The 24,176-nt window shown below is 60.8% G+C and carries 9 protein-coding genes and 1 pseudogene; 4 read left to right on the forward strand and 6 right to left on the reverse strand.

The window, feature by feature from the left end; all coding sequences use genetic code 11:
- The 3 genes and pseudogenes from E1K68_RS27790 to E1K68_RS12620 form a co-directional block, all read right to left on the reverse strand.
- Window positions 1-440: pseudogene (locus tag E1K68_RS27790) on the reverse strand (2,4-dienoyl-CoA reductase); the annotation flags it as partial.
- Window positions 441-662: 222 nt separating this feature from the next.
- On the reverse strand, window positions 663-1,157 hold the full coding sequence (locus E1K68_RS12615; protein WP_003190711.1) for a DUF934 domain-containing protein: 495 nt from the start codon (window positions 1,155-1,157) through the stop codon (window positions 663-665).
- Window positions 1,141-2,799, reverse strand: a complete 1,659-nt coding sequence (locus E1K68_RS12620) for a nitrite/sulfite reductase (RefSeq protein ID WP_003190712.1) — start codon at window positions 2,797-2,799, stop codon at window positions 1,141-1,143. The genes E1K68_RS12615 and E1K68_RS12620 overlap by 17 nt, the downstream gene beginning before the upstream one ends.
- A gap of 425 nt (window positions 2,800-3,224) precedes the next feature.
- Between E1K68_RS12620 and E1K68_RS12625 the strand changes: the two genes are divergently transcribed.
- Window positions 3,225-4,292 (forward strand): ABC transporter substrate-binding protein, encoded by a 1,068-nt coding sequence (locus E1K68_RS12625; RefSeq protein ID WP_137204772.1) that lies wholly within the window; start codon window positions 3,225-3,227, stop codon window positions 4,290-4,292.
- On the opposite strand, the gene E1K68_RS12630 is transcribed toward E1K68_RS12625, so the two are convergent.
- Complete coding sequence (locus E1K68_RS12630; RefSeq protein WP_003190718.1) at window positions 4,289-4,507, reverse strand: DUF2970 domain-containing protein; 219 nt, start codon at window positions 4,505-4,507, stop codon at window positions 4,289-4,291. The genes E1K68_RS12625 and E1K68_RS12630 overlap by 4 nt on opposite strands.
- A 61-nt stretch (window positions 4,508-4,568) precedes the next feature.
- Entirely contained in the window at window positions 4,569-9,401 is a 4,833-nt protein-coding gene (locus tag E1K68_RS12635) for a hypothetical protein (RefSeq protein WP_212614169.1), read from the reverse strand.
- Window positions 9,402-9,596: 195 nt separating this feature from the next.
- On the opposite strand from E1K68_RS12635, the gene E1K68_RS12640 reads away from it, so the two are divergent.
- Window positions 9,597-16,769: an NEL-type E3 ubiquitin ligase domain-containing protein gene (locus tag E1K68_RS12640; RefSeq protein WP_212614170.1), complete on the forward strand. Its 7,173-nt coding sequence runs from the start codon at window positions 9,597-9,599 to the stop codon at window positions 16,767-16,769.
- Between the two features lie 122 nt (window positions 16,770-16,891).
- On the opposite strand, the gene metH is transcribed toward E1K68_RS12640, so the two are convergent.
- Window positions 16,892-20,602, reverse strand: a complete 3,711-nt coding sequence (gene metH / locus E1K68_RS12645) for a methionine synthase (protein ID WP_057709853.1) — start codon at window positions 20,600-20,602, stop codon at window positions 16,892-16,894.
- Between the two features lie 166 nt (window positions 20,603-20,768).
- On the opposite strand from metH, the gene E1K68_RS12650 reads away from it, so the two are divergent.
- Together E1K68_RS12650 and E1K68_RS12655 are read left to right on the forward strand one after the other, a co-directional pair.
- Window positions 20,769-23,060, forward strand: coding sequence for a fatty acid cis/trans isomerase (locus tag E1K68_RS12650; protein WP_137204769.1), 2,292 nt, complete (start codon window positions 20,769-20,771; stop codon window positions 23,058-23,060).
- 82 nt (window positions 23,061-23,142) lie between these two features.
- The gene (locus E1K68_RS12655; protein WP_034135525.1) at window positions 23,143-24,168 is read left to right on the forward strand and encodes an acyltransferase; all 1,026 of its coding nucleotides are present in this window, start codon (window positions 23,143-23,145) and stop codon (window positions 24,166-24,168) included.
- Window positions 24,169-24,176: the final 8 nt, after the last annotated feature.

Genomic DNA, 24,176 nt, shown 5'->3' on the forward strand with positions numbered 1-24,176 from the left:
ACGTCCTGGATGTCGTCTTCGGTCATGGCCTTGGGTTTGGCGAACATCTTGGAAAAACTGCCCACATCCAGCGCAATAGCCGAGGGTGCCAACGCTTGTTGACCGAGGTTGGCCATGGTCTGACGGCCCGGATGGCTGAGCTGTACCCAGAAGTGCACACCCTTGGCTCGGGCTACGTCGGCCCATTCACGAAAACTGGCCAGGTGTTGTTCGTTTTCCAGCGCGACACCGCCAGGGCCGGTCATGGCGCGGCGGTCGATCATCACGTTACCGGTCAGCAGCAGGCCGGGCTCACCGTCGGCCCAGGTCTTGTACAGCTGCTTGAGTGCTTGGGACGGCGCCTGATGCAGGTCCGCCATGTTCTCTTCCATCGCGGCCTTGGCGATGCGGTTGGCAATGACTTGGCCGTTGGGCAGTTGCAGCGATTCGAACGGTGACATGGGTTAACTCCTGAGCAGGGGAGGTCTCAGGCTAAGCTTAAAGTTAACTTTAATGTCAAGCGGGAGTCGATCACACAGGATTGACGGGCGATGGAGCTGTAGGAGCGAGGGGGACGCCTAGTTCTTGCTCGCGAAAAACTCGAGGACAACGCGTTCATTCAGGATGTCAGCGTTATCGTTCAGGTTTTTCGCGAGCAAGCTCGCTCCTACAGGGACAGGAGCTTAGCGGCGGCGGAACAGCGGCAAAGGTTCATCGGTGGCCGCTTGATAGGTCACCGAGAAATCCTTGAGGCTTTCCAGCGCTTCGTACGGGTCTTTGTCCGCGCGCAAGGCGAAGGCATCGAACCCGCAGCGGTGCAGGTAGAACAATTGGTCGCGCAGCACGTCGCCAATGGCACGCAGTTCACCCTTGTAACCATAACGGTCACGCAGCAGGCGTGCGTTGGAGTAGTTGCGCCCGTCGGTGAAGGCGGGGAAGTTCAGGGCGATGACCTGAAAGTGCTGCACATCATCACCGATTTCTTCGGCTTCTTCATCGGCGTCCAGCCAAACACCCAAACCGCCGTCGCGGGCCTTGAGCGCGTGGCCGTGCTCGCGCCACAGTGCCAGCGGCACGATCAGGTCGTCGCAGTTGGAGATGCCGTCGAAGCTCGCGTCCTTGGGCAGCAGGTGCCAGGTTTCGTCGACGACTGCGTTGTTCTTAATGATTCGCTGCATAGACACGCTCCTTGAACAGGTCGATGCCGATGCGCTGGTAGGTGTCGATGAAGCGCTCATCTTCGGTACGCTGTTCGATGTACACGTCGATCAGCTTGCCGATCACCTCCGGCATGGCTTCCTGGGCGAAGGATGGGCCGAGGATCTTGCCCAGGCTCGCATCGCGGCTGGCGCTGCCACCCAGGGACACTTGGTAGAATTCTTCGCCTTTCTTGTCCACGCCCAGGATGCCGATGTGGCCGACGTGGTGGTGACCACAGGCGTTCATGCAACCGGAGATGTTCAGGTCCAGTTCGCCGATGTCGAACAGGTAGTCCAGGTCGTCGAAACGGCGCTGGATCGACTCGGCAATCGGGATCGACTTGGCGTTGGCCAGGGAGCAGAAGTCGCCGCCCGGGCAGCAGATAATGTCGGTCAGCAGGCCGATGTTCGGCGTGGCAAAGCCGCCTTCGCGCAACTCGCCCCACAGGGTGAACAATTGGCTCTGTTCAACGTCCGCAAGAATGATGTTTTGCTCGTGGGAGGTGCGCAACTGGCCGAAGCTGTAGCGCTCGGCCAGGTCGGCGACCGCGTCCAGTTGCTTGTCGGTGATGTCGCCTGGCGCTACGCCGGTAGGCTTGAGCGACAAGGTCACGGCCACATAGCCGGGCTTCTTGTGCGCCAGGGTGTTGCGCGTGCGCCAGCGGGCGAAGCCTGGGTGTTGCTGGTCGAGTGCGGCCAGCTCGGCGTCCTGATTGCTCAGGGCCTTGTACTCAGGGTCGACGAAGTGCTTGGCGACGCGGTGTACTTCGGCTTCGGTCAGGGTGGTCTGGCCGCCGCGCAGGTGTTCCATTTCGGCATCGACTTTCTGGGCAAACACCTCAGGAGTGAGCGCCTTGACCAGGATCTTGATCCGGGCCTTGTACTTGTTGTCGCGACGGCCGTAGCGGTTGTAGACCCGCAGGATGGCGTCGAGGTAGCTCAGCAGGTCCTGCCAGGGCAGGAACTCGTTGATAAAGGCGCCGACCACCGGGGTACGGCCCAGGCCACCGCCGACCAATACGCGAAAGCCCAGCTCACCGGCGGCGTTGTACACCGGCTCAAGGCCAATGTCGTGCACTTCGATGGCCGCACGGTCGGAAGTCGAGCCATTGATGGCGATCTTGAACTTGCGCGGCAGGTAGGCGAATTCAGGGTGGAAGGTGGTCCACTGACGCACGATTTCACACCACGGCCGTGGGTCGATCAACTCGTCGGCAGCGACGCCGGCAAATTGGTCGGTGGTCACGTTGCGCAGGCAGTTACCGCTGGTCTGAATGGCGTGCATCTGCACAGTCGCCAGTTCAGCCAGGATATCCGGCACATCTTCCAGGGCCGGCCAGTTGAACTGTACGTTCTGGCGGGTGCTGATGTGGGCATAGCCTTTGTCGAAGTCGCGGGCGATCTTGGCCATCATCCGCGTCTGGCGCGACGTCAGTTGGCCATAGGGTACGGCCACCCTCAACATCGGCGCAAAGCGCTGAACGTAAAGGCCATTTTGCAGGCGCAGAGGGCGGAACTCTTCTTCGCTCAGTTCACCTGCTAAGTAGCGTCGGGTCTGATCACGGAACTGCTTGACGCGGTCCTCGATGATGCGCTGATCGTATTCGTCGTATACGTACATATAGGTCCTGTTCTCGGCAAATCTGCGCGCACGGCCGCGCACTCCCAACGGAGCCGGCGCACGATACCAGTTTGCGTATATGCGCAAAAGTGATGTTTGGGTATATGTAAATAACCAAACTGACTAATGAGAACCGTTATCGCCATACCCACATTTGTCATGGGGACAAGTGTGGTCTTTACTGTGATCGAGTCTGAGTGCAGTCACCTATAAAACCGACAAGAGGCGATGCGATGAGCAATTCCACCAAAGCCCGTAAACCCGACAGTACCGTGGACGCCTGGGCCATTTTATTTTTGATCATCCTGGTGGTGGGAACCGCCGTGTTCTGGGTTAGCCACCAGTAAAGCAGCAGGTTGATTGAGCCTCGATTGAATATCTAATTGCCACTATCATGGCGCTCTATATTCAAGGTTCAGGCAACCATGTTGAAGGTTCTGATGGCGTGTGTGTGGTTGCTGGGGTCGGCGTACGGGGCAATCGCCCAGGCTGCGTCGGTGGTGTTTCTCAACCCTGGCCGGTCTTCGGAAACCTTCTGGGTCAGTTACGCGCAATTCATGCAGGCCGGTGCCAAGGACCTCGGCCTGGATTTGCGCGTGCGCTATTCCGAGCGCGACAACCAAACCACCCTGGCCCATGCGCGGGAGGCACTGCTGGGCACTGAACGGCCCGATTACCTGGTGCTGGTCAATGAACAGTACGTCGCCCCGCAGATCATGCGCATGGCCCAAGGCAGCGGAGTGAAGTTACTGATCGTCAGTAACGCGCTGACGCCCGACCAGGTGCAGCTACTGGACGCCTACAACGATACCGGCTTGATCGGCACGATGGTTGCCGACGACGAGCAGGCGGGCTACCTGATGCTCACCGACTTGATGCGCCAGCACGGCCCGGTCGCTCCGGGCACCCCACTTGACCTGCTGGCGTTTTCCGGCGCCAAGACCACGCCGGTCGCGCAACTGCGGGTACAGGGTATGCAGCGTGCCCTGGCCGAGCACCCCGAAGTGCGCCTGCGCCAGTTGGTGTACGGTGAGTGGAGCCGCCAGCGCGCATTCGAGCAGGCCAGCCAACTGTTCAAGCGCTACCCGCAGACCGCGCTGGTCTGGTCGGCCAACGATGAAATGGCGCTGGGTGCCATGCAGGCCCTGCAAGACACTGGCCGCGTCCCCGGCAAAGACGTGTTGTTCAGTGCGGCCAACAGCTCACCTCAGATCCTCGCGGCACGCCTTGATGGGCGCCTGAGTACCCTGGTGGCGGGACATTTCACCCTGGGTGGCTGGGCAATGGTGTTGATCCATGATGAGGCCAAGGGGGTGGATATCGGCGCCCGTGGCGGTCGCAACCGCCAGCAGGCGTTGTTCCAGTTGATCGACGCCGCCCAGGCACGCCGGCTATCGGGCCCCCTGCCATCGGTGGATTTTCGCGCGTTGTCAGCGGTGGGCAAGCCCGCGTCCTACCGTTACCCATTCAGCCTGCAACTGTTGCTGCGTTAAACCCCGGCCAGGTGCAGCACCAGCTTGACGATGCCAAACAGGGTCAAGGCAAACACCGCGGTGAACAGGATACCCAGCAGCACAAAGTGGCTGGGCTTGCCGTGGGTAAAGTCGCGGGCGCGGTTCTTGCCACTCTGTACACCAAAAGCCGCTGCCATGACGCTGTGCACCATCTGCCAGAAGGTGGGTGGTTTGTTGTCAGTAGGCTCGTCCATACAGCCCTCGTCTGCAAGGTGGTCCTAGAGAGCATAGACAACCCGACGGCGTCTGCTCATGTCACAGTACCTCCAGCCCAAGAAACAGCTCCTGGTCCAGCGGCGGCCTGATTTCGGCTTTTTCCAGGTTCACCACCGCGCGGTTGTCGGAGCGCGCCTGTTCGATCAGTTCTCTGCGGGTGAAGCGGCGCTCGGCGATGGTTTTCAGATGGCCGAATGCCGGTGTGGAGGGCGGGGTATCCGCGGCGGGGTAGTGGAAGTGGGCGTACCACAACACCGTTTCTTCGCCCCGTTGGCCCGCGTTGATCCGGTTTTTGTCGCGGATTGCATACTCCGTCAAAAAGTCACCGGCCTTCAAACTGACACGGCTGCGTACCAGGTTGATATCGACAAAGCCATGACGCCATAGGTAGGCGACATTGGCGGCTTTGGGGCGCTGCTGTTTATACCCTTCGGCGCACACTGTGCGGGCTTGCTGCGTGGCGGCGTTCGCCTCAGCCAGATAGGCATTGCGCAGTGCCATACCCTCGTCATTGGCCTTGTGATCACGCGTGAGTTCCTCTGCAAGGGCTTGGAACTTTGCTGCATGCTGGCTCAGCATCACATCCCACTCATGCGGGTCGAGTACGTCGCGTCGGCTGGGATCCTCAAGCTTGCGCTGTTGGAAGCGAATGCTTGCATCGATACCCGTGCGTTCGTCCCTGACGGTTTGTCCCTGCGCCTTGATCATTCTCATCGTGCGTACCGCAGGCACAGTAGGCTGGGGCGGTCGCGCAGGTTCCACGATGTTCCACACACCTTCATTGGCGTGTTCGTGATAAGTGGCGACGGTTTGCCCGGTGAGGGGGTTCTTGATGTCAACGAAACTGCCTTCGACACCAGGCTCGCTCGGGCGCAGGTCACCCACAAGCGTCTCTTGGTTACGGGTTCTGATGACTCTGCGGCTGGCCGGTCTCTGCCGGGCGGCGCGATTGGCGGGGCGCCTGGGGACAAAGCCCTCTTCAGACAGGATCAACTCGGCCAGTTGCGCCTCCAACGCAGTGCGGGCCAGGCTGAACTGCTCCAGGAACGAGGCTCTATATTCTTCTCGCACAAGTTCGGAACCCATTTCAGATAACGAATTAACGGCGTTTTCCAGGCGACCGTACTGCTGGAGTGCATCCCTGAGTACATCCATTTGTTCAGCCGGTGAGTAACCGCTGGTGGCGAGCACTTCGGTATGAGTGAGTATGGAAGCGCTCGCTCGCCGATCGGTGAGCACTTCAAGGAAAGGGTGCTCCTTCGGGCTATCGGTGTCGCGGGCGCGGTCGATGATCAACTCAACAAACGCCAACAACAGATGCTGCTCTATAACACGCGCAGAAATCGTGTTTTTGGAGGTGATTTTGCTTGAGAGCTTAGTCCTCATTGTCGGGCTGGTCTGTCGCAAAATGGCTTCCGTTTTTTCTGCAATCTTGGCCATTTCCTTGAGCAGTTTCAGCCGCTGTGTTGCACCGCTGATGAACTGCTCATAGGCGTCCGTGACGTGGTTGGGCAGTTCTGCGTCGACCCGTAGCAGTAGCTCGGGAAGACTTTCGCCGCGCCCGGTTTGCAGCGTGTTTTGGATTTTCTGATGCAGTGTTGAATATGAAAATAGTAAGTGATCGTAAATATTTTCGGTCGCGACATCTTGTACCTGTTTGTATTGAACCTGTGTTCTGTCCAGTTCCAGCAGTTCTCGGGCCATTGCCAGAGAGCTTTCCTGCGTCGAAAAATACACTTGTGTGTTTTCATGGTAGTTGTCGACGGCGATGTTCCAATCGGTTGCGGCACGTGCTGCCGAGCGTTGCCTTTGCTCATGGCGCTCAACGATTCTGGGGCGCAGGGCGGCAAATAATGCAGGGCTGTCGAGCCTTTCCCAGTCAGCTCGCAAGGCTTGTTTGTGTTCGATGAGTTGGGTCCTGGCGCGACTTACGGCATCTTTGAGCTGTTGCGCCTGAGGCGTCAATGCACTTGCATCAATGCTCAGGGCTTCCAATCCTGAACTCAGTTGCTCCAATTTTTCCCTGCGTTTTTTTTGCCACTCGCTTAGCCGTTCCCTGGGCATGCCCCCCTCCAGCCTGGCATGCCGGTCCAGGCGCCAATGCCCCTGACCGTCGCTGATCAACCTGAAACCCGGACGCTGCGGGTGCTGCGGATGTACCAGATAGACCTCGCCAAACCCCGGCACAATGCTTACCTGGAACAGCAAGCCGCCGACGCTGGCATGCCAGGTCCCGTCGATGCGGTAAAGCCCCTTCAGCGCACCGGCTGGCTGCGGCGCGGGTAAGGTTTCGGGCCAGGGCACATGCACTTGAACCAGCGCCTTGAGCAACTGTGCGCTGGCCATGGGGCTGGCAAGCGAGCGGCTGAAGTCAAGGGCGGTATGGCCCGTGGCCGGAGGCTCTCCGGGGAGTGCGACCGGGCCATTGCGTACCGGCACGGTACTCTGCGTTCGTGGCAGGCCGGCAGGGCGCCGCCAGGTTTCCAGGTGCAGGGCGTGGTCCTGCGCAGTAGGCTCCCGGAGCGGTTGCGCCGAGGGCGAGGCGGCGTGTAGCAATATCATTGCGGTATTGAGCAACAGATCAATCAACGCCAGCTCGCGGGTGGTCGAATCATCGCTGTCCAGGCCTGCCAGGTCTTGCGCAAGGCTGCTGACCAGTACCATGAACCACCCAACCAGCATCGCCGGGCCCCGTACCAGTGGCAGCAACAGGGTGTTGAACAGTAACCAGGCGCCTTGCATCACAATGGCCCAGCGGCTTTCGCGGTTGGACACCGACTCGCGGTCGGCCAGGTCCACGAGCGCCCGTGCCGTGCTGCCGAACAGGTGGTTGAGCAACTGACCGTTGATCTGCGACTGCATCCATTCATCGGCACCTTCATCGACGGCCAGGGTGGCGGGCTCGGGTTTTTCAGGCACGCTGAACTCATCTCCCGGCAGGAAGCGAATGAGGTGAGGTTCGCGAATACCGCCGTGGTCGTAGATCGGGCGGGCCGTGTCGCTCAGCCAGATCAGCACGCTGTCTTGCAACGCGCCGGGGCTGGCGAGGGCATCGAGCAGCGCCTGGCGGGTGGGGAACTCATGCAGCGTATCGGCGTACAGCGGTTGATAGAGCAGGTGCGGGCCGATACGGGTATCACGCGGTTCGATGATAAACGTATTGCAGACTTCATCAGGTGTGGCGCCGGCCTTGCGGCACAGCGCCAGTGGGCGCAGGACGATCTCCTGGCCGTCGACGTAGCGATCCAGCGGGGTTTCACCCATCAACGCCTTCACATAGCGATAGCCCGCGATGCTGACGCCATGCTGCCGGCGCATCTTGTATTCAAGCGCCTGCATTGGCAGCTTGACCTTCAGCTCCCGGGTAAACAGTGCTTCGCGTCGTCGCGCATCGGCGGTGTCGGATAGCAGCGTGTCCTTGATTTTCTGCGGGTAGGCCGTGCCGATATCTACGCGTTGGATCAGTCCTGTGGTGCCCAGCAAGTAGTCTTCTGTGAGCCAGACCGGCAAAGCCTGGGCGCCTTTGGCCAGGATTTTCAACGTGCCACTGGGTTTGCCGGACAGGTTCTTTACCGCCAGCTCGGTCAGCGACAGGCGCACATGTTCGACAATACCTGCACCGCCCGGGTAGCCGGCACTGACGATGAAGTCGAGCACGACCTCGTCGGGATCGCAGTCGCCGTGATCGGTTTGCATCTGTTTGCGCAAGGTGGTGCGGCTGAAGCTGTAGAGGTCCTCGATCCCTTGGTTGAACGATTGCCCCTGGTTCTGCTGCAGCACCTGAGCCATGTCCTGCAGGTGGCGGTGGTAGGCAAAGCGGTCTGCGCTATCAGCCTGGCTGAGCCAGTCCGGCAATCGGTCGCTGACATTTTGCAACGTCGGGGCGGCGGGGACGCGCACCTGGGTAAAGAAAACTGCCGGGTCAGTGAGGGTTTCCAGACGCCTGCCCAGGGCGGTTTCCTCTTGCCCCTGGAACGTCAGCGTCGCGAGGTCTTCCAGGTGTTGGTTGAGAATCAAGCCGGCTTGTTGTTCGAAGACGTTGCCGTTCGGTTCGTTGCGCCGCCAGGTCAGGCTATCGAACGCAAAGCGCTCGCGCATCCTCGTCGCCCAGGCTTCGCCGAAGGCGTCGATCGAGTCGAAGGCTTCGATGGTCCCGGCCAGGCTGTACAGCAGCACCTGTTTATCGCGCATCAGCAGCAGGTCGGGTGTCAGCAGGAGCGCTTCCTTGCCGGCGCTATGAAAGGTGTTTTCGATGAAGAAGACATAGGTGGCGGGGGTAGAACGGGGCAGGCGCTCCTGCAATACCGGCCAGGCGGCGACAACCGCCAGCATGTCGCGTTGGGTTTGATTCAAGGTGGATTGGCGCGCTGCTGCCGCAGTCATTTGGCCGTTGAGAAACTCGGCCAACCATTGCCAGCGGCTGCTGTCATGGCTGTCGGTTTCACTCCAATAGTCCGCCAGGTCATGCTGCCAGTGCAGGGACAGCGACTCGGGCAGGTCATCGAGGATGCGTGCGATGACCTGCATGTCGATCAGTGCCGGCGCCTGTGGCTTGAGGATCTTGGGGGCTTGCTGGGTCAGGTAGTAAGGCAGTTCGCGTTGTGGGTGCAGGTCCAGCGGTTGCGGGTTCAATGCATGGGCTATCGCCACTTCCATCAACGAGGGGTAGGTGTAGTGCCCCTCAGGGTGAGGGGTGGCCAGCTTGACCGCGCGCAGGTCCAGTTGCAGCGTGGGGTAGTGTTCCAGAATGCGCCTGCGCAGGGCATTGAACACCACCGAATACAAGGCCGGGCGCGTGGCGAAGCGGGCATGGACCGCTTGGGCGGGCAGTTGCTCAAGGGCTGTGAAGGGCGAGGGGGTTGGGTTGGGCATGCAAAGTCCTTTGTCTGTATTGATTCAAGGGGGCGGCTCTATGGGCCGACCAGCGATAGCAAATCCAATTCCGTCACGTTGCGGACGGTATAGGGATACCGCCGCTACTGCGTGGCCCCGCGCGCGCGACATATGCACCTCTTGAGGTGACGGCCCGCGTGATGTGCTGACACTCCATTTCAAAGGAGTGACACGATGGCTGATGCAACCCAACCTTCTTCGCCTGCTGCGACGCAGAGCCTGCATGGCGATTTCCTCGAACACGCCAGCCCTCGGTGGCTGATCGACGCCCTGCCTGCGCGCAGGCAAGCGCTCAAGGACGCCACCACATCGCCGCCCACCTGGCTTGAGAAAGCCTCACCTGCGCAACGCGAGGCGGTGGCGGCCAGCTTTCTGGAAAGCTTCAGTGCACAGACGCAGTTGGACAAAACCATGGCCAGCTTCCAGGACGTCAACGACTTCGCCAGGCCCTTGCTGCTCAAGGCACTGAAGGATCAGTACCAAGTAGAGGTCGACGTCGATAAAACCTTGCTATGCCTGCGCCGGCCGCTGGCGATTGGGGTTCTCCAGACAGAAATCTCGGACTTCCAGTTCCTGAAACTGTCGATGCTGGATGCGGCCTTGCACAATTTCGAGGCTGATGAGTGCAAGGAAGGGGCTTACCACAAGACTTCGGGGTTCGTGGAAGCAACCGACACCCCCGGCACCTACCATTCAGTCACGGTCAACCTTAAAGTCAGCCAGTTCCTGAGCCTGTGCCGTAGCCTGGATATCGGCGTCAAGTACCAAGCTTATCTGCAGACGTTTTTTTACCCTGAGGAGGGGCAGGCGCAAGCGACCTTGCGCGAGCATTTTATCGCCAGCCAGAAGGCTGCATTGAAGGCCGCCGCCGAGCAGGCCGTGTTGACCGGGGATATCCTGCCCGCCGACCAGCGCATGATCCTGTCGGTGATCGAGGGTGAAATTCATCCGTGGATGGGCAACAAACAAGTGTGGTTCAGGACCCTGGGCCTGATGAAGCTCAGAATGACCGGCTGCATGGTGTTTTTGATCTGTAAAAAATACACCTACCCCAATGAGCTGATCATCTACATTCCCCAGGACCCGGTGCACCCGCTCAAGCGCTACACTTGGGCGCAGATGGAAGCGCAATTCAAGCGTCTGTTCACCGAGCGCGATGCGGCTAAACCTGCTGATGCGACACCGACGCCGTACCAGGCGTTTTTCAGCCGGTTCGTACCCTATGAAAAAAGAGCGTATTACTTCAGTCAGTTCACCCAGAAAGCCGCCGATTCGCCCACTGACATCTGGCGCTCGCCCTGGAAAAAACTCCTGGACTTCACCACCCCGCACTTCATCACCGGCATCAAGGAGTTGCCGCCCGAGAAGCCAGCCAAACTGGAACCCAACAACGACCCGTATCTTTCACCTTCCACACGTACCCGGGCCGGCAAGGGCATCTGGGCGGCGAACATCGACCCCTGGAAGTACTTTTATGAGCAACATCGCGAGCAGTTGATCACCGACGCCCGCGCCCACGCAGTGCCTGCTGCCGATGTGGATGCCAAGGCGCGTGAGGCCAAGCTTGCGCACCTGCTGGAGATCGGCATGCTCGGGCTGAACATGGCCTCGATGTTCGTGCCGGTGCTGGGCGAGGTAATGATGACTGTGATGGCTGGACAGTTGCTGTATGAGACGCTGGAAGGCGCGGTTGAATGGGGCGAAGGTGACCTGCAAGCGGCCAAGGCACACCTGATCGACGTCGCCGAGAACCTTGCGCAGATCGCGGTGATGGCCGGCGTGGGCGCAGGAGTCAGCCGCTGGCGGGCGGCCAAGGCGCAGCCTGTGATCGAAGCATTGAATGAAGTGAAGCTGCCCGATGGTCGAACCCGGCTGTGGAGGGCCAGCCTGGAGCGCTATGCCAGCCCGGTGACGCTTGAGCCCACGCTGAGCCCCAATGACCTGGGCCAGTATACGAAAGAGGGCAAGACTTATATCCGCCTGGGCGCCCAGGCTTACGAGCAGTCATTCGACACGTCGTTGCAACAATGGCGGATCAAGCACCCAACCGATCCCCAGGCTTACCAGCCGCTCCTTGAGCACAACGGCCACGGTGCCTGGCAGCACACCTTGGAGCGGCCGCTGGAGTGGGACCGCCTGACGCTGTTGCGGCGAATAGGGCATGCAACCGAGGCTTTCACCGACCAGGCGTTGCTCACGTTGGCCGATGTCAGTGGCGTCAGCGACAACACCCTGCGCAAGATGCACGTTGAGCGTACGCCCGCGCCTCCTGAGCTGCTGGAGGCAATGCGTTTGTTCAACACGGACACCGCCGCCGCCGCGGTGATCGAACAACTGGAAGGCGCCAAACCCATTGATGAGTTGTACCTGTATGCGTTGCCGCTGATTGTGGAAATGCCTCGCTGGCCACAAGGGCGGGCGCTGGAAATCATCGACGGCCCAGCACTGACGGCTAAACCGGTCAGGTACGGCGTGGGGCGTTCGCGTACAGGTGCGACCATCAAGGTCAGCCGCCAGCATATCCTGGGCGGCGAGCTACCCGAGCGTATTCTGGAGGCCCTGGATGAGTCCGAACGTGTGCAATTGCTTGGCGCCGAGGCTGCGCGGGTTCGCGAGGCGCGCAAGCTTGAGTTCAACAAGCAGCTTGCCGACCACGCGCGCCAACGCAAGCCCGCGATTTTCGACAGTATCTATGCCGGTACCGAAGCGGTGGACCCGCGTGTCCGCCGGCTGCAGCGCAACTGCCCGGGGCTCAGTGACTCGGCGGCGCAAGCTGTGCTCGAGCACGCCAGTGCCGACGAGCTGGCATCCTTCGAGACCGCACCGCGTGTGCCCTTGAACATGTTGGAGGAGGCCCGCTGGTATGCCCGCCAAGGGCGCCTGGTACGTGCCTATGCCGGGCTGCGCCGTGAGGCCATCGCCACGGCGGACAGTCGCCGGCTGGCGCTCAATACCCTTGAGACGTTGCCGGGCTGGCCGTCGACGTTACGCCTGGAGGTACGTGACGGCCGTATCGACGGCGCATTGCTCGACAGTATCGGCCCGCAGGCGGCGAGCGCAAAAAAGTACCTGGTCAAGCAAGGCCCCGGTTACCAGGCGTTCGATGAACGCGGTGAGGCCCTCAATAGTCTGCCCAGGAATGGCGATAACTTTTTCGCTTCGTTGATGCATGCGCTCCCCGATGATGCGCGCCAGAGCTTGGGGGTGCCGCAGGTAAGCCAGCAGGCGGCGCTGCAGGCGAAAATCATCGCGCAGGCCGACAAGCATCGTCTACAAGCGGCCGTGTGGCTGGAGCCCAAGACGCAGTGGTTCAAGGCGCCTGCGCGGGTCAATGGCGTACTCAAGGGGTATTACGCCAGTGGGCGCATGCCTGACCCGCGCCAGGCGATTATCCGCGAGGTGCGCAAGATCTACCCTGATTTGACGGACGCCCAGGTTGATGACTTTATCCTTGAGCTGCGGCAGGCGGGCAACGATGTCCGGGCGATTGCGAATCGACTCAGGGCGTTGTTTGAAGAAAACCGCCAGATGCAGGCAACTCTGGATGGCTGGATCAGTCGCGCAGCGCCGGCCGACCGCCATTACCACCTTTTGGCCGCCCAGGCCCTCAAGCGCAGTTGGCGCCAGGCTGTGCTGGCCGGCAAGGTGCCCGGCGCGCAGGTATTGTCGCTGAACCTGGATACGCCGCTGCCGCCCCTGACCGCGAACTTTTCCCATGTGCGCGAGTTGAACGTCAGCGGTGCCGCCTTGCATGACGGCAATATCGACGAGTTTCTGCGCTATTTTCCCAAGCTTGAAAGCCTGTCCATCGAAGCCACCCAGGGCCTGCGCGCAGAGCGCGTGCCACGTCCCTTGCTGACCAACTTGCCGGTCTCGCTGGCGCGCCTGGAGGGGCTCAAGCACCTGAGGCTGACGTTGAGGACATCTGAGCTGGCGGAGCAATTTCCCGCCAGGCTGGCAACATTGACCGGCCTTGAGCGCTTGGAGGTCGGCTACTTTGGCTATCAGAGCGCGCGCCTCGACAGCCTTGACCTTACTCCGCTGCAGCAGCTCAAAACGTTGAGAGTCGTTGCGCCCAATGTGACGTTGCAATGGCCAGCCTATGTACATCAACTGGCGCAGATGGAGCGCCTGGACCTGGCACAAACCAGAGTGCTCAAGCTCCCAGACAGCCTTTACACCGGGTATGAACGGCTGTGGCGAGGGCTGTCGCTGGACTGGTCGCAACTGAGCTATGAAGCGTTCAAACCGGCCTACGAACACGTCAAGAATTACGCGGGGAGCTCTGGTCCGCACCTCATGAATCTGGATGAAATGGTCAAAGGTTTCGCCCAGGGAGAACTGGCGTTGCTGATGGGCGAAAAGACGGTCGCCGAGCGAGTGACCGACGCGCTCATGAGCACCTGGAAGACCCCGCAAACACGCATGAATGCGCTCCAGGCGCTGCGCGAAGAACACCTGGGTATCTTCAAACAGTTTTATCAGCCATCAACGCTTCCGGGCATCAGGCATAAGTTTCGTGTAGAGCGCTGGGAGGCGGGGTATAACGCACGCATCTTGACGGCGCTTGAAAAAAGCTGGACCTGGGCCGTGAGTAAGCGCTACGGGGTCAAGCTCGACGAGGAGATCAGCGGGCAGGGCGATACTTTTGATGGTTCGGTGTTCGAACTGCCGGCCTTTGACCTGCCCACCGCTGCCGAATTGAGCAGCGAGAAAATTGACGAGTTGCCCGTGTTGCCTGCCGGTACTTTTTCCCATGTGAAAACCCTCAAGCTGAGCTGGCTGGAGGATGTGCCCGCCGACCAGCTCAAAGGTTTCGTCCGTGCGTTTGGCGGCGTAGAGCAACTGGAAGTGCGTTACAGCTACCTCAGCGACGTGCCTGTCGCCGCCGACGTGCTGCCGTCCCTGACCCACCTGAACCTGTCCGATAACCTTATCGTGGTGACCCCTGCGGTGCAGGCTCAATTTGATGGGATGAAGAATCTGCAAGTGTTGAACCTGCAGTACAACCCGCTGGGTGGATTGAATGTCAGTGCGATGACGAAGCTGACGGCCTTGAATCTGCGCGATACGCGGTTGCAGGCCTGGCCGACTGGCGCCGAAAACCTTGCGCAGTTAGCCTGCCTGGATATGCGTGACAACGCGTTGACGAGCCTTGCCCCCAGCGCCCTCAGCCACCCGGATATGCTGTTGCGCACCGAACTGGCGGGTAACCCGTTGAGCGCTGAAGGCGAGGCGGCATTGAATAGGGCGCGCAACCGCATCGAGCGGGAGAGGGGGCTGCCTCAGGGCGCCTTGAGCCGTTTTGCGCTGGCACAAGAGCCCTGGACATTTCCGCCGACGGAGACGGCCGCGTCGTTATCACGGTATTTACTGTTCTGGCGGCAGATGCCTGAAAACCCTGAGGAGACTGCCAGTTTCGTCGTGCGTTTGCGGCGCGTAAATGCCGGGCTGAACGATGAGCAAGGGGCGGCAAGGATCGAGCAGTTGCGCCAAGCCGGCATGAGCGACACGCAACTCGATACGCTGCTCAGTCAATGGCAGCGGACCTTTGAGGTGCTCACGCGAACCTTGAACGGCTGGGTATTCAGCCGAGAAATCCGAGTCGCCGATGGCGACACCATTGCTTTTACCCGTACGCGAGCGGCAGAGTCTATCCGTTTGTCCTGGCAGCAAGGCGTGACGGCGGGGCACACCGGTGAGGCGGGGGACACACTGAGCCTGAAGGGGCTGAAGACCGGCGATCTGCCCGCGCTCAACATGGCCTTCGAGCATGTCCGCACACTCGATTTAACCGGTGTCAGGCTGACGGCCCAAGGCAGTAACGAGTTTCTAGGCGCTTTCACGCGGGCAAACCGTTTGATACTCAGCGCTAACCAACTATCAGTACTGCCCGATGCGGTCGCAGGCATGGCGCAACTTGAACGGCTGGAACTGGCCACCAACCTGTTCACGCAGGCACCCACGCTGCCAACTCAGGTGGGCGCCGAGCGCCTGCGCTGGCTGGACATGAGCCACAACGACCTGGAGAGGTTCGATGCCAGCGCGTTCAGCCGCCTTGAAACGCTGGACCTGAGCTACAACAGCCTTTCAACATGGCCCGAGGGGGTATTGGCCGCCTCACACCTGACCCACTTGGACCTGAGTGGCAATGTGTTAGCCAACTTGCCGCCCAGCCTGCTCAGTGGCGCCCATGATGCGTTGGTAGCAGGCACTGACTTGTCGGGTAACCACACTCTGACGCCGGCCGCGCGCGAGGCCCTGTACCGTTACGCCGACAGGCACCAATTGACTGAATTGATGGGGTTGCCAAGGGCAGAACTTGACCGTTGGCACCGGCGCTTCGAGGCAGGTGCCGACACGGATTCAGACGCCAGTTCCGATACCGATTCGAGCTCCGACTCAGACCCGGACGGTGATGGGGGGGCTGGCGTCGAGCCTGTGGAGGCGTTGCCCGAGCCGCAGCTCGCTGTTGCCCCGGCGTCGCTGGAGCCCTGGCTGGAGGGTTCCAACCCTAGGCAGATCGCGCAGCGCACGGCGCTGTGGGAGCAACTGGCACAAGCCCCTGGACACGACCGGTTTTTCTGGTTGATGTCGAGCCTGCGCCTGACCTCGGAGTTCAACTTCAACCGCGCCGGTCTCACGCAGCGGGTGTGGGACGTGATCGAGGTGGCCACCACGAATGCGGAGTTACGCAGCCTGTTGTTCGTCGAGGCCGAAACCCACGGCACCTGTATCGACGGGCGTATCCTCACCTTCAGTCAGATGGAGGTACGTGTATTCGAACACCGTGCCTTGCACGGCATCCCGTTGCAAAGGCCCGATCTTCGAGGGCGAGCGCTGCTGGATTTATCGCGGCAGTTGTTCCGGCTCGACCGGGTCGATCAATTGGCCGAAGCGTCGGCCACGGGCCTGGACCGGGCCGAGGAGCGCTTGAGGTATCGCATAGGCTTGACCCATGGCTGGCCCGACGGTTTAGAACTGCCGGGGCAACCGGAGTACATGGCGTTTGGTCGCCCGATCGAGGGCACCCGGCGCGCGCAGATCCAGGCCAGCATCATCGTCCAGGAAGACTCCGATGAGTTCATCGAGTACCTGGTCGCCCAGGATCATTGGGCTCGGTACCTGCAAGAGCGCTATCCCGAACAATTCGATGCGCTGAACAAGGAGCTTGCGCAGAAGTATGAAGCGCTGGAGGACGAGCACGCCGAGCGTGCCGATGCCCAGAGCCTGCGCCGCTACGAAGAAGCGCTGAATCGCCTGGAAGTGGAGCGGGCGACCGCGCGTAACCTGAAGTTGATGCAACTGTCGCGCATGGAGATACAACGCCTGGCCAGTATCCGCTGAGAACTAATGTGGGAGCGGGCTTGCTCGCGAAAGCAGAGTGTCAGTCACTGATAAGTTGACTGAAGCACCGCATTCGCGAGCAAGCCCGCTCCCACATTTTGACCGAGTTCGGCCTCGCTCTGTCAGTTGTCGTAACCCAGGTTCGGCGCCAGCCAGCGTTCGGTCACGGCCAGATCCTGGCCTTTGCGCGCGGTGTAGCTGGCCACCTGGTCCTTGTCGACCTTGCCCACGGCAAAGTACTGCGCCTGCGGGTGGGCAAAGTACCAGCCACTGACCGCCGCCGCCGGGAACATCGCGTAGTGCTCGGTGAGGAACACCCCGCTGCGCCCGGCCTGCATTTCGCGGGCCTCGGGGTCGAGCAGTTGGAACAACTGCGCCTTCTCGGTGTGGTCCGGGCACGCCGGGTAGCCGGGGGCAGGGCGGATGCCGCTGTATTGCTCCTTGATCAGCGCCTCGTTGTCCAGTTGCTCATCCTTGGCGTAGCCCCAGTGTTCTTTACGCACCTGCTGGTGCAGCCATTCGGCGCAGGCTTCGGCCAGGCGGTCGGCGAGGGCCTTGACCATGATCGAGTTGTAATCGTCGCCAGCATCCTGGTACGCCTTGGCGACTTCCTCGGCACCGATGCCGGCGGTGGTGATAAAGCCACCGATGTAGTCGGTTACGCCGCTGTCTTTGGGCGCAACGAAGTCAGCCAGGGAGAAGTTCGGCTTGCCGTCGGTCTTGATGATCTGCTGGCGCAGGTGATGCAACCGGGCAATCGGCTGGCCGTCGTCGCCGTAGACTTCGAGGTCATCGTCCTGCACCTGGTTGGTCGGCCAGAAGCCGAACACGGCGCGGGCGCTGATGAGTTTTTCGTCGATCAGCTTCTTGAGCATGGCCCGGGCGTCGGCGTACAGCGCGGTGGCGGCTTCACCCACCACTTCATCGGTAAGGATGCGCGGGAATTTGCCGGCAAGGTCCCAGGAGATAAAGAACGGTGTCCAGTCGATGTACTCGGCCAACACGTTGAGGTCGATATTGTCCAGCACCTTGGCGCCGGTAAAGGTCGGCACCACTGGCGTGTAGTCGCTCCAGTCAAACTGCGGCTTCTTGGCGATGGCGGCGGCGTAGCTCAAGCGCTCGGTACGTGCGCTGCGGTTGGAGGTGCGCTCACGCACGTCGATGTATTCCAGGCGGGTTTTCTCGACGAAACCGGCCTTCAGCTCCTTGGACAGCAACTGCGTGGCCACGCCCACGGCGCGGGAGGCGTCGGTGACGTAGATCACCGCGTCATTGCTGTACTTGGGCTCGATCTTCACCGCCGTGTGCGCCTTGGAGGTGGTGGCGCCACCGATCATCAAGGGCAGGTGGAAATCCTGGCGCTGCATCTCGCGGGCCACGTGCACCATTTCATCCAGGGACGGCGTGATCAGGCCGGACAGGCCAATGATGTCGCACTTCTGCTCCTTGGCCACTTGCAGGATTTTTTCCGCCGGCACCATTACGCCCAGGTCGACGATGTCATAGCCGTTGCAACCGAGTACCACGCCAACGATGTTCTTGCCGATGTCATGCACGTCGCCCTTGACCGTGGCCATCAGGATCTTGCCCTTGGCTTCGGGCTTGTCGCCTTTTTCCAGCTCGATGAACGGGATCAAGTGCGCCACCGCCTGCTTCATCACGCGGGCGGATTTTACCACCTGGGGCAGGAACATCTTACCGGCGCCAAACAGGTCGCCGACGATGTTCATGCCCGACATCAGCGGGCCTTCGATCACTTCGATCGGGCGCGCAAACGACAGGCGCGATTCCTCGGTGTCTTCAACGATGTGCGTGGTGATGCCCTTGACCAGTGCGTGTTCCAGGCGCTTGTTGACGTCCCAGCCACGCCATTCCTCGGTCTCGGCTTCCTTGACGCTGCCGTCGCCCTTGTACTTGTCGGCAATCGCCAGCAAGGCGTCGGTGCCGTCCGGCGTGCGGTTGAGCACCACGTCTTCCACGGCGTCACGCAGCTCGACGGGGATCTGGTCGTAGATCTCCAACTGGCCGGCGTTGACGATGCCCATGGTCAGGCCCGCGCGGATCGCATGCAGCAGGAACACCGAGTGGATCGCCTCGCGCACCGGGTTGTTGCCACGGAACGAGAACGACACGTTGGACACGCCACCGGAGGTCAGCGCGTAGGGCAGTTCGTCACGGATATAGGCACAGGCGTTGATGAAGTCGACGGCGTAGTTGTTGTGCTCTTCGATACCGGTGGCGACCGCGAAGATGTTCGGGTCGAAGATGATGTCTTCCGGCGGGAAGCCGACTTCATCGACCAGGATGTCGTAGGAGCGTTTGCAGATTTCCTTCTTGCGCGCTTCGGTGTCGGCCTGGCCGGCTTCGTCGAAAGCCATCACCACCACCGCCGCGCCGTAGCGCTTGCACAGCTTGGCGTGATGAATGAACTGCTCCACGCCTTCCTTCATGCTGATGGAGTTGACGATGCCCTTGCCCTGGATGCATTTGAGGCCGGCTTCGATCACTTCCCACTTGGAGGAGTCGATCATGATCGGCACGCGGGAGATGTCTGGCTCGCCGGCGATCAGATTAAGGAAGGTCACCATGGCCTTCTTCGAATCCAGCATGCCCTCGTCCATGTTGATGTCGATCACCTGAGCGCCGGCTTCCACCTGCTGCAGGGCGACTTCCAAGGCTTCGGTGTAGTTGTCTTCACGGATCAGCCTTGCGAACTTGGCCGAGCCGGTAATGTTGGTGCGCTCGCCGACGTTGACGAACAACGAGCTGCGGTCGATGGTGAACGGCTCCAGGCCCGACAGGCGGCAGGCCTTGGGAATCTCCGGGATCGGGCGTGGCGCATAACCGGCCACGGCCTTGGCGATGGCTTCGATATGCCCTGGCGTGGTGCCGCAGCAACCGCCGACGATGTTCAGGAAGCCGCTTTGGGCGAACTCTTCAATGACTTTGGCGGTTTGCGACGGCAGTTCGTCGTACTCGCCGAACTCGTTGGGCAGGCCCGCGTTGGGGTGCGCCGACACATGGGTGTTGGCCTTGTTCGACAACTCTTCCAGGTAGGGGCGCAGCTCGCTGGCACCCAGGGCGCAGTTCAAGCCGACCGAGATCGGCTTGGCGTGGGCCACGGAGTTCCAGAACGCTTCGGTGGTCTGGCCCGACAGGGTACGGCCGGAGGCGTCGGTGATGGTGCCGGAAATCATGATCGGCAGTTCGATACCCAGGGTTTCGAACACGCCTTGCACGGCGAAGATCGCGGCCTTGGCGTTGAGGGTGTCGAAGATGGTTTCGATCAGGATCAGGTCGGCGCCGCCTTCGATCAGGCCCTGGGTGGCCTCGGTGTAGTTTTCCACCAGTTCATCGAAGGTGACGTTGCGGTAGCCAGGGTTGTTCACGTCTGGCGACAGCGAACAGGTGCGGCTGGTGGGGCCCAGCACGCCGGCCACGAAGCGCGGCTTGGCCGGGTTTTCGTGGGTTTTGGCGTCGGCGATTTTACGTGCCAGGCGCGCGCCTTCCACGTTCAGTTCATACGCCAGCTCTTCCATGCCGTAGTCGGCCATGGAGATGCGCGTGGCGTTGAAGGTGTTGGTTTCCAGAATGTCGGCGCCAGCGTCCAGGTACGCCTTCTCGATGCCGCCAATCACGTCGGGACGGGTGAGCACCAGCAAGTCGTTGTTGCCCTTGACGTCGCTCGGCCAATCGGCGAAGCGTTTGCCACGGTAGTCCTGCTCCTCGAGCTTATAGCTCTGGATCATCGTGCCCATGCCACCGTCCAAGATCAGGATACGTTCCTTGAGGGCGTGGTGAAGGGCTTGCAGACGAACGCTTCGGTCGGACATGGGACTACTCTGGTCAGGCATTTCGGAGGGCGTGAATCATAACAAACCTGCGGGCTTTTGGAGCATGTAGAGCTTTTGCATGAATATCGCTCATGTTGCTGGGGTGCATGGCCCGGTAGAATCACGCCACTTCAAACACCGCACGCCTTGAATCGGGACCGGATACATGTCACTTCGTTTAATCGTCAGCGCCGCCCTGGCCTTGATAGCCAGCAGCGCTCAGGCGGCAGGTCCCGCTTCGGCGATTTCCTACACCCGCGACATCCAACCCATCTTTACTGAAAAATGCGTGGCCTGCCATGCCTGCTATGACTCCGCCTGCCAGCTCAACCTGGGCAGTGCCGAAGGCGCAGCGCGGGGTGCAAGCAAAATGCCGGTGTATGACGGCGAGCGCAGCCAGGCCACGCCCACCACCCGCTTGTTTTATGACGCATTCGGTAAACAGGCGTGGCAGCAGAAGGGCTTCTATTCGGTGCTGGACGCCCAGGGCAGCCAGGCTGCGCTGATGGCGCGCATGCTGGAGCTGGGGCACAACGCGCCGCTGGCGCCCAATGCCAAGCTGCCCGACAACATTGTGCTGGGGCTCAACCGCGAAAACATGTGCGCGACGCCCGGCGAGTTCAATGCCTATGCCGGCGCTCACCCCAAGGAAGGCATGCCGCTGGCGGTTACCGGCCTGACCGACCAGCAATACCAGACGTTGCAACGCTGGCTGGCCTCCGGTGCGCCAATTGATGAGCAAGGCTTGGCACCCAGCGCCAAGGAAGCCCTGCAAGTGCAGCAGTGGGAAAACCTGTTCAACCAGCCCGGCGCCCGGGAAAGCCTGGTGGCCCGCTGGCTGTTCGAACATTTGTTTCTGGCGCATATCTATTTCGAGAATGGCGAGCCGGGGCATTACTTTCAGTGGGTGCGTTCGCGTACGCCCAGTGGCCAGCCGATTGACCTGATCGCCACCCGTCGCCCCAACGACGACCCAGGCACCCAGGTGTACTACCGCCTGTGGCCGGTGCAGGGTGTGATCGTGCATAAAACCCACATCACTTACCCCTTCAGCGCGGCGAAGATGGCGCGGATCAAGGCGCTGTTCTACGCCGGCGATTGGCAGGTCACGGCCTTGCCAGGCTACGGCCCTGGCAGCCGTGCCAACCCGTTCGCGACATTCGAAGCGATCCCGGCCAAAGCGCGCTACCAGTTCATGCTCGATAACGCCGAATACTTCGTGCGTACTTTCATTCGCGGGCCGGTGTGCCGTGGGCAGATCGCCACGGACGTGATCCGCGATAACTTCTGGACGCTGTTCCAGGACCCCGACCACGATCTGTACATCACCGATGCACGTTATCGCGGCCAGGCCACGCCGTTGCTGGCCATGCCCGGGCAGAATGACGATGTGGGCAGCGTGCTCAGCCTGTGGCTGGCCTATCGCGACAAGCGCAACCAGTACGAAGCCTTGCGCCGTGACAACTATGCAGACCTGCCGGCGCCGAGCTGGTCGACGTTGTGGGCGGGCAATGACAACGCCTTGTTGAGCATTTTCCGCCATTTCGACAGCGCCTCGGTGACCAAGGGCCTGATTGGCGAAGTCCCGCAGACGATGTGGCTGTTCGACTACCCACTGCTGGAACGCACCTATTACCAGTTGGCGGTGAATTTCGATGTGTTTGGCAACGTCTCGCACCAGGCCCAGACCCGGCTGTATTTCGACCTGATCCGCAACGGCGCCGAGCAGAACTTCCTGCGCTTGATGCCAGCGGATACCCGCGAAGACTTCATGGACGACTGGTACCAGAACAGCGGCAAGCTCAAGTTGTGGCTGGACTACGAGGCGATTGACGATGACAAGGCCAGTGGGTTGCACCTGAGCGAGAAGGACCCCAAGCGTGACTTCGCCGACCAGTTGCTGACCCGCTACGGCCATTTGAACGCCAGCCCCGACCCGATCAACCGCTGCAGCGGCGCGTTCTGCTCCCGCGACGGCATTGACCCGGCCTTGCAGGATGCCGAGCAAGCCCTGAGCCGCCTGACCTCGCGGCCGGCGGCGGGGCTCAAGGTGATCGAGCAATTGCCCGAAGCCACCATGCTGCGCATCGAAACCGCCAGCGGCAAGCGCGAGGTCTACAGCCTGCTGCGCAACCGTGCCCACAGTAACGTGGCGTTCCTGCTGGGAGAGGCGTATCGCTATCAGCCGGGGCTGGACACGGTGACGATCTACCCAGGCGTGCTCAGCAGCTACCCGAACTTCATGTTCAATATTCCCGCCCGGCAAGTGCCTGAGTTTGTCGCGCAGATGGAGCAGGCCAAGGACGCCAAGAGCTTCGAGAAAATCGTCGACCGCTGGGGTGTGCGCCGCAGTCACCCGCTGTTCTGGCAGTACTTCCACGACTTGTCGCAATACATCCACGAAACCACGCCGGTGGAAGAGGGCGTATTGGACATGAACCGCTATGAGAACCTATAACTACAGCTATTGATCCGGTCATTTCTCCACGCGGGGGCTGAAGCAGTCGGATATCTACCTACGGACTGGAAAGGGGATGCCGATGTTGATTTCAGTGCAGTTGCTGCGCGCGTTGGCGGCATGGCTGGTGGTGGGGCACCACGTCATGCAGCTGTTTTTCAACTTTGAGGCCCACAACGCGCTGGAGGACCTGTTAGTGGAAAAAGGCGGCGCTGGCGTGGATGTGTTCTTCGTCATCAGCGGCTTGGTGATTTTCCTCGCAAGTGCCGATAAAGCGCTGACACCTTGGCGCTTTATGCTCATGCGCCTGGCCAGGATTGCTCCGGCTTATTGGTTCTATACGTTGCTGTTGGCCTTGCTGGTGATGGCCATGCCCTCGATGTTTCCAGACGTTCAGCTCGAACTGAGCCATGTACTTTTGTCGATGCTCTTTATCCCCGCGCAGAACCCGGCGGGCTATGGCGTCTATCCACTGCTGGATGTCGGCTGGACGCTGAATTTCGAGATGCTGTTCTACTGTCTGTTTGCTGTTGCGCTGCTGGTGCGTGAAGCCTATCGGCTATGGGTAGTGGCCGTGTTGTTGTACCTGGTGTGTTATGTCATTGGCCCCTTCTTTGACTTGGCCGACGGGTTTTACCGCAATGACATTGTGCTGGAGTTCCTCATGGGCGTGGTGATCGGCATGCTGTACCGCCGTGGCCTGTGTCGGGCCAGGCCGTGGCTGGCGTTGCTGGGTATCGTGGCGGCGCTGGCGGCGATTTATCAGGGCGCGGATGTCCCCCGCGCATTGGAGTGGGGCGTGCCCAGCGCCGTGCTGGTGATCAGTTGTGTGGCGCTGGAGCCGTACTTCCACGGCTCGCGCTTTATAAAAATGCTGGGGGACTGCTCCTACTCGGTATACCTGCTTCATGTACTGGTGTTGTGCGCTGGACGCTGGGCCATCGAGCATCGTGGGGTAGGCCCCTACACCATGGTGCCTGTCTGCATCGTCGTCATCGCGCTCGGTGCATTTTTCAGCTACCACGTGTTGGAGAAGGGCACGCATCGCCGGATCAAGCATTGGTTCGGCCTAGATGAGTCGATGCCCTTTTCCAGGCAAAGGCACTAGGACTGCCG

Source organism: Pseudomonas sp. B2021 (assembly GCF_018135665.1).
GTDB classification, from domain to species: Bacteria; Pseudomonadota; Gammaproteobacteria; order Pseudomonadales; family Pseudomonadaceae; genus Aquipseudomonas; species Aquipseudomonas lactis.

Excerpts from the sequence above, each read along its gene's own strand:
- E1K68_RS12615 (WP_003190711.1), bottom strand. The coding sequence starts at position 1,157 with ATGCAGCGAATCATTAAGAACAACGCAGTCGTCGACGAAACCTGGCAC.
- E1K68_RS12620 (WP_003190712.1), bottom strand. The coding sequence starts at position 2,799 with ATGTACGTATACGACGAATACGATCAGCGCATCATCGAGGACCGCGTC.
- E1K68_RS12625 (WP_137204772.1), top strand. The coding sequence starts at position 3,225 with ATGTTGAAGGTTCTGATGGCGTGTGTGTGGTTGCTGGGGTCGGCGTAC.
- E1K68_RS12630 (WP_003190718.1), bottom strand. The coding sequence starts at position 4,507 with ATGGACGAGCCTACTGACAACAAACCACCCACCTTCTGGCAGATGGTG.
- E1K68_RS12635 (WP_212614169.1), bottom strand. The coding sequence starts at position 9,401 with ATGCCCAACCCAACCCCCTCGCCCTTCACAGCCCTTGAGCAACTGCCC.
- E1K68_RS12640 (WP_212614170.1), top strand. The coding sequence starts at position 9,597 with ATGGCTGATGCAACCCAACCTTCTTCGCCTGCTGCGACGCAGAGCCTG.
- metH (WP_057709853.1), bottom strand. The coding sequence starts at position 20,602 with ATGTCCGACCGAAGCGTTCGTCTGCAAGCCCTTCACCACGCCCTCAAG.
- E1K68_RS12650 (WP_137204769.1), top strand. The coding sequence starts at position 20,769 with ATGTCACTTCGTTTAATCGTCAGCGCCGCCCTGGCCTTGATAGCCAGC.
- E1K68_RS12655 (WP_034135525.1), top strand. The coding sequence starts at position 23,143 with ATGTTGATTTCAGTGCAGTTGCTGCGCGCGTTGGCGGCATGGCTGGTG.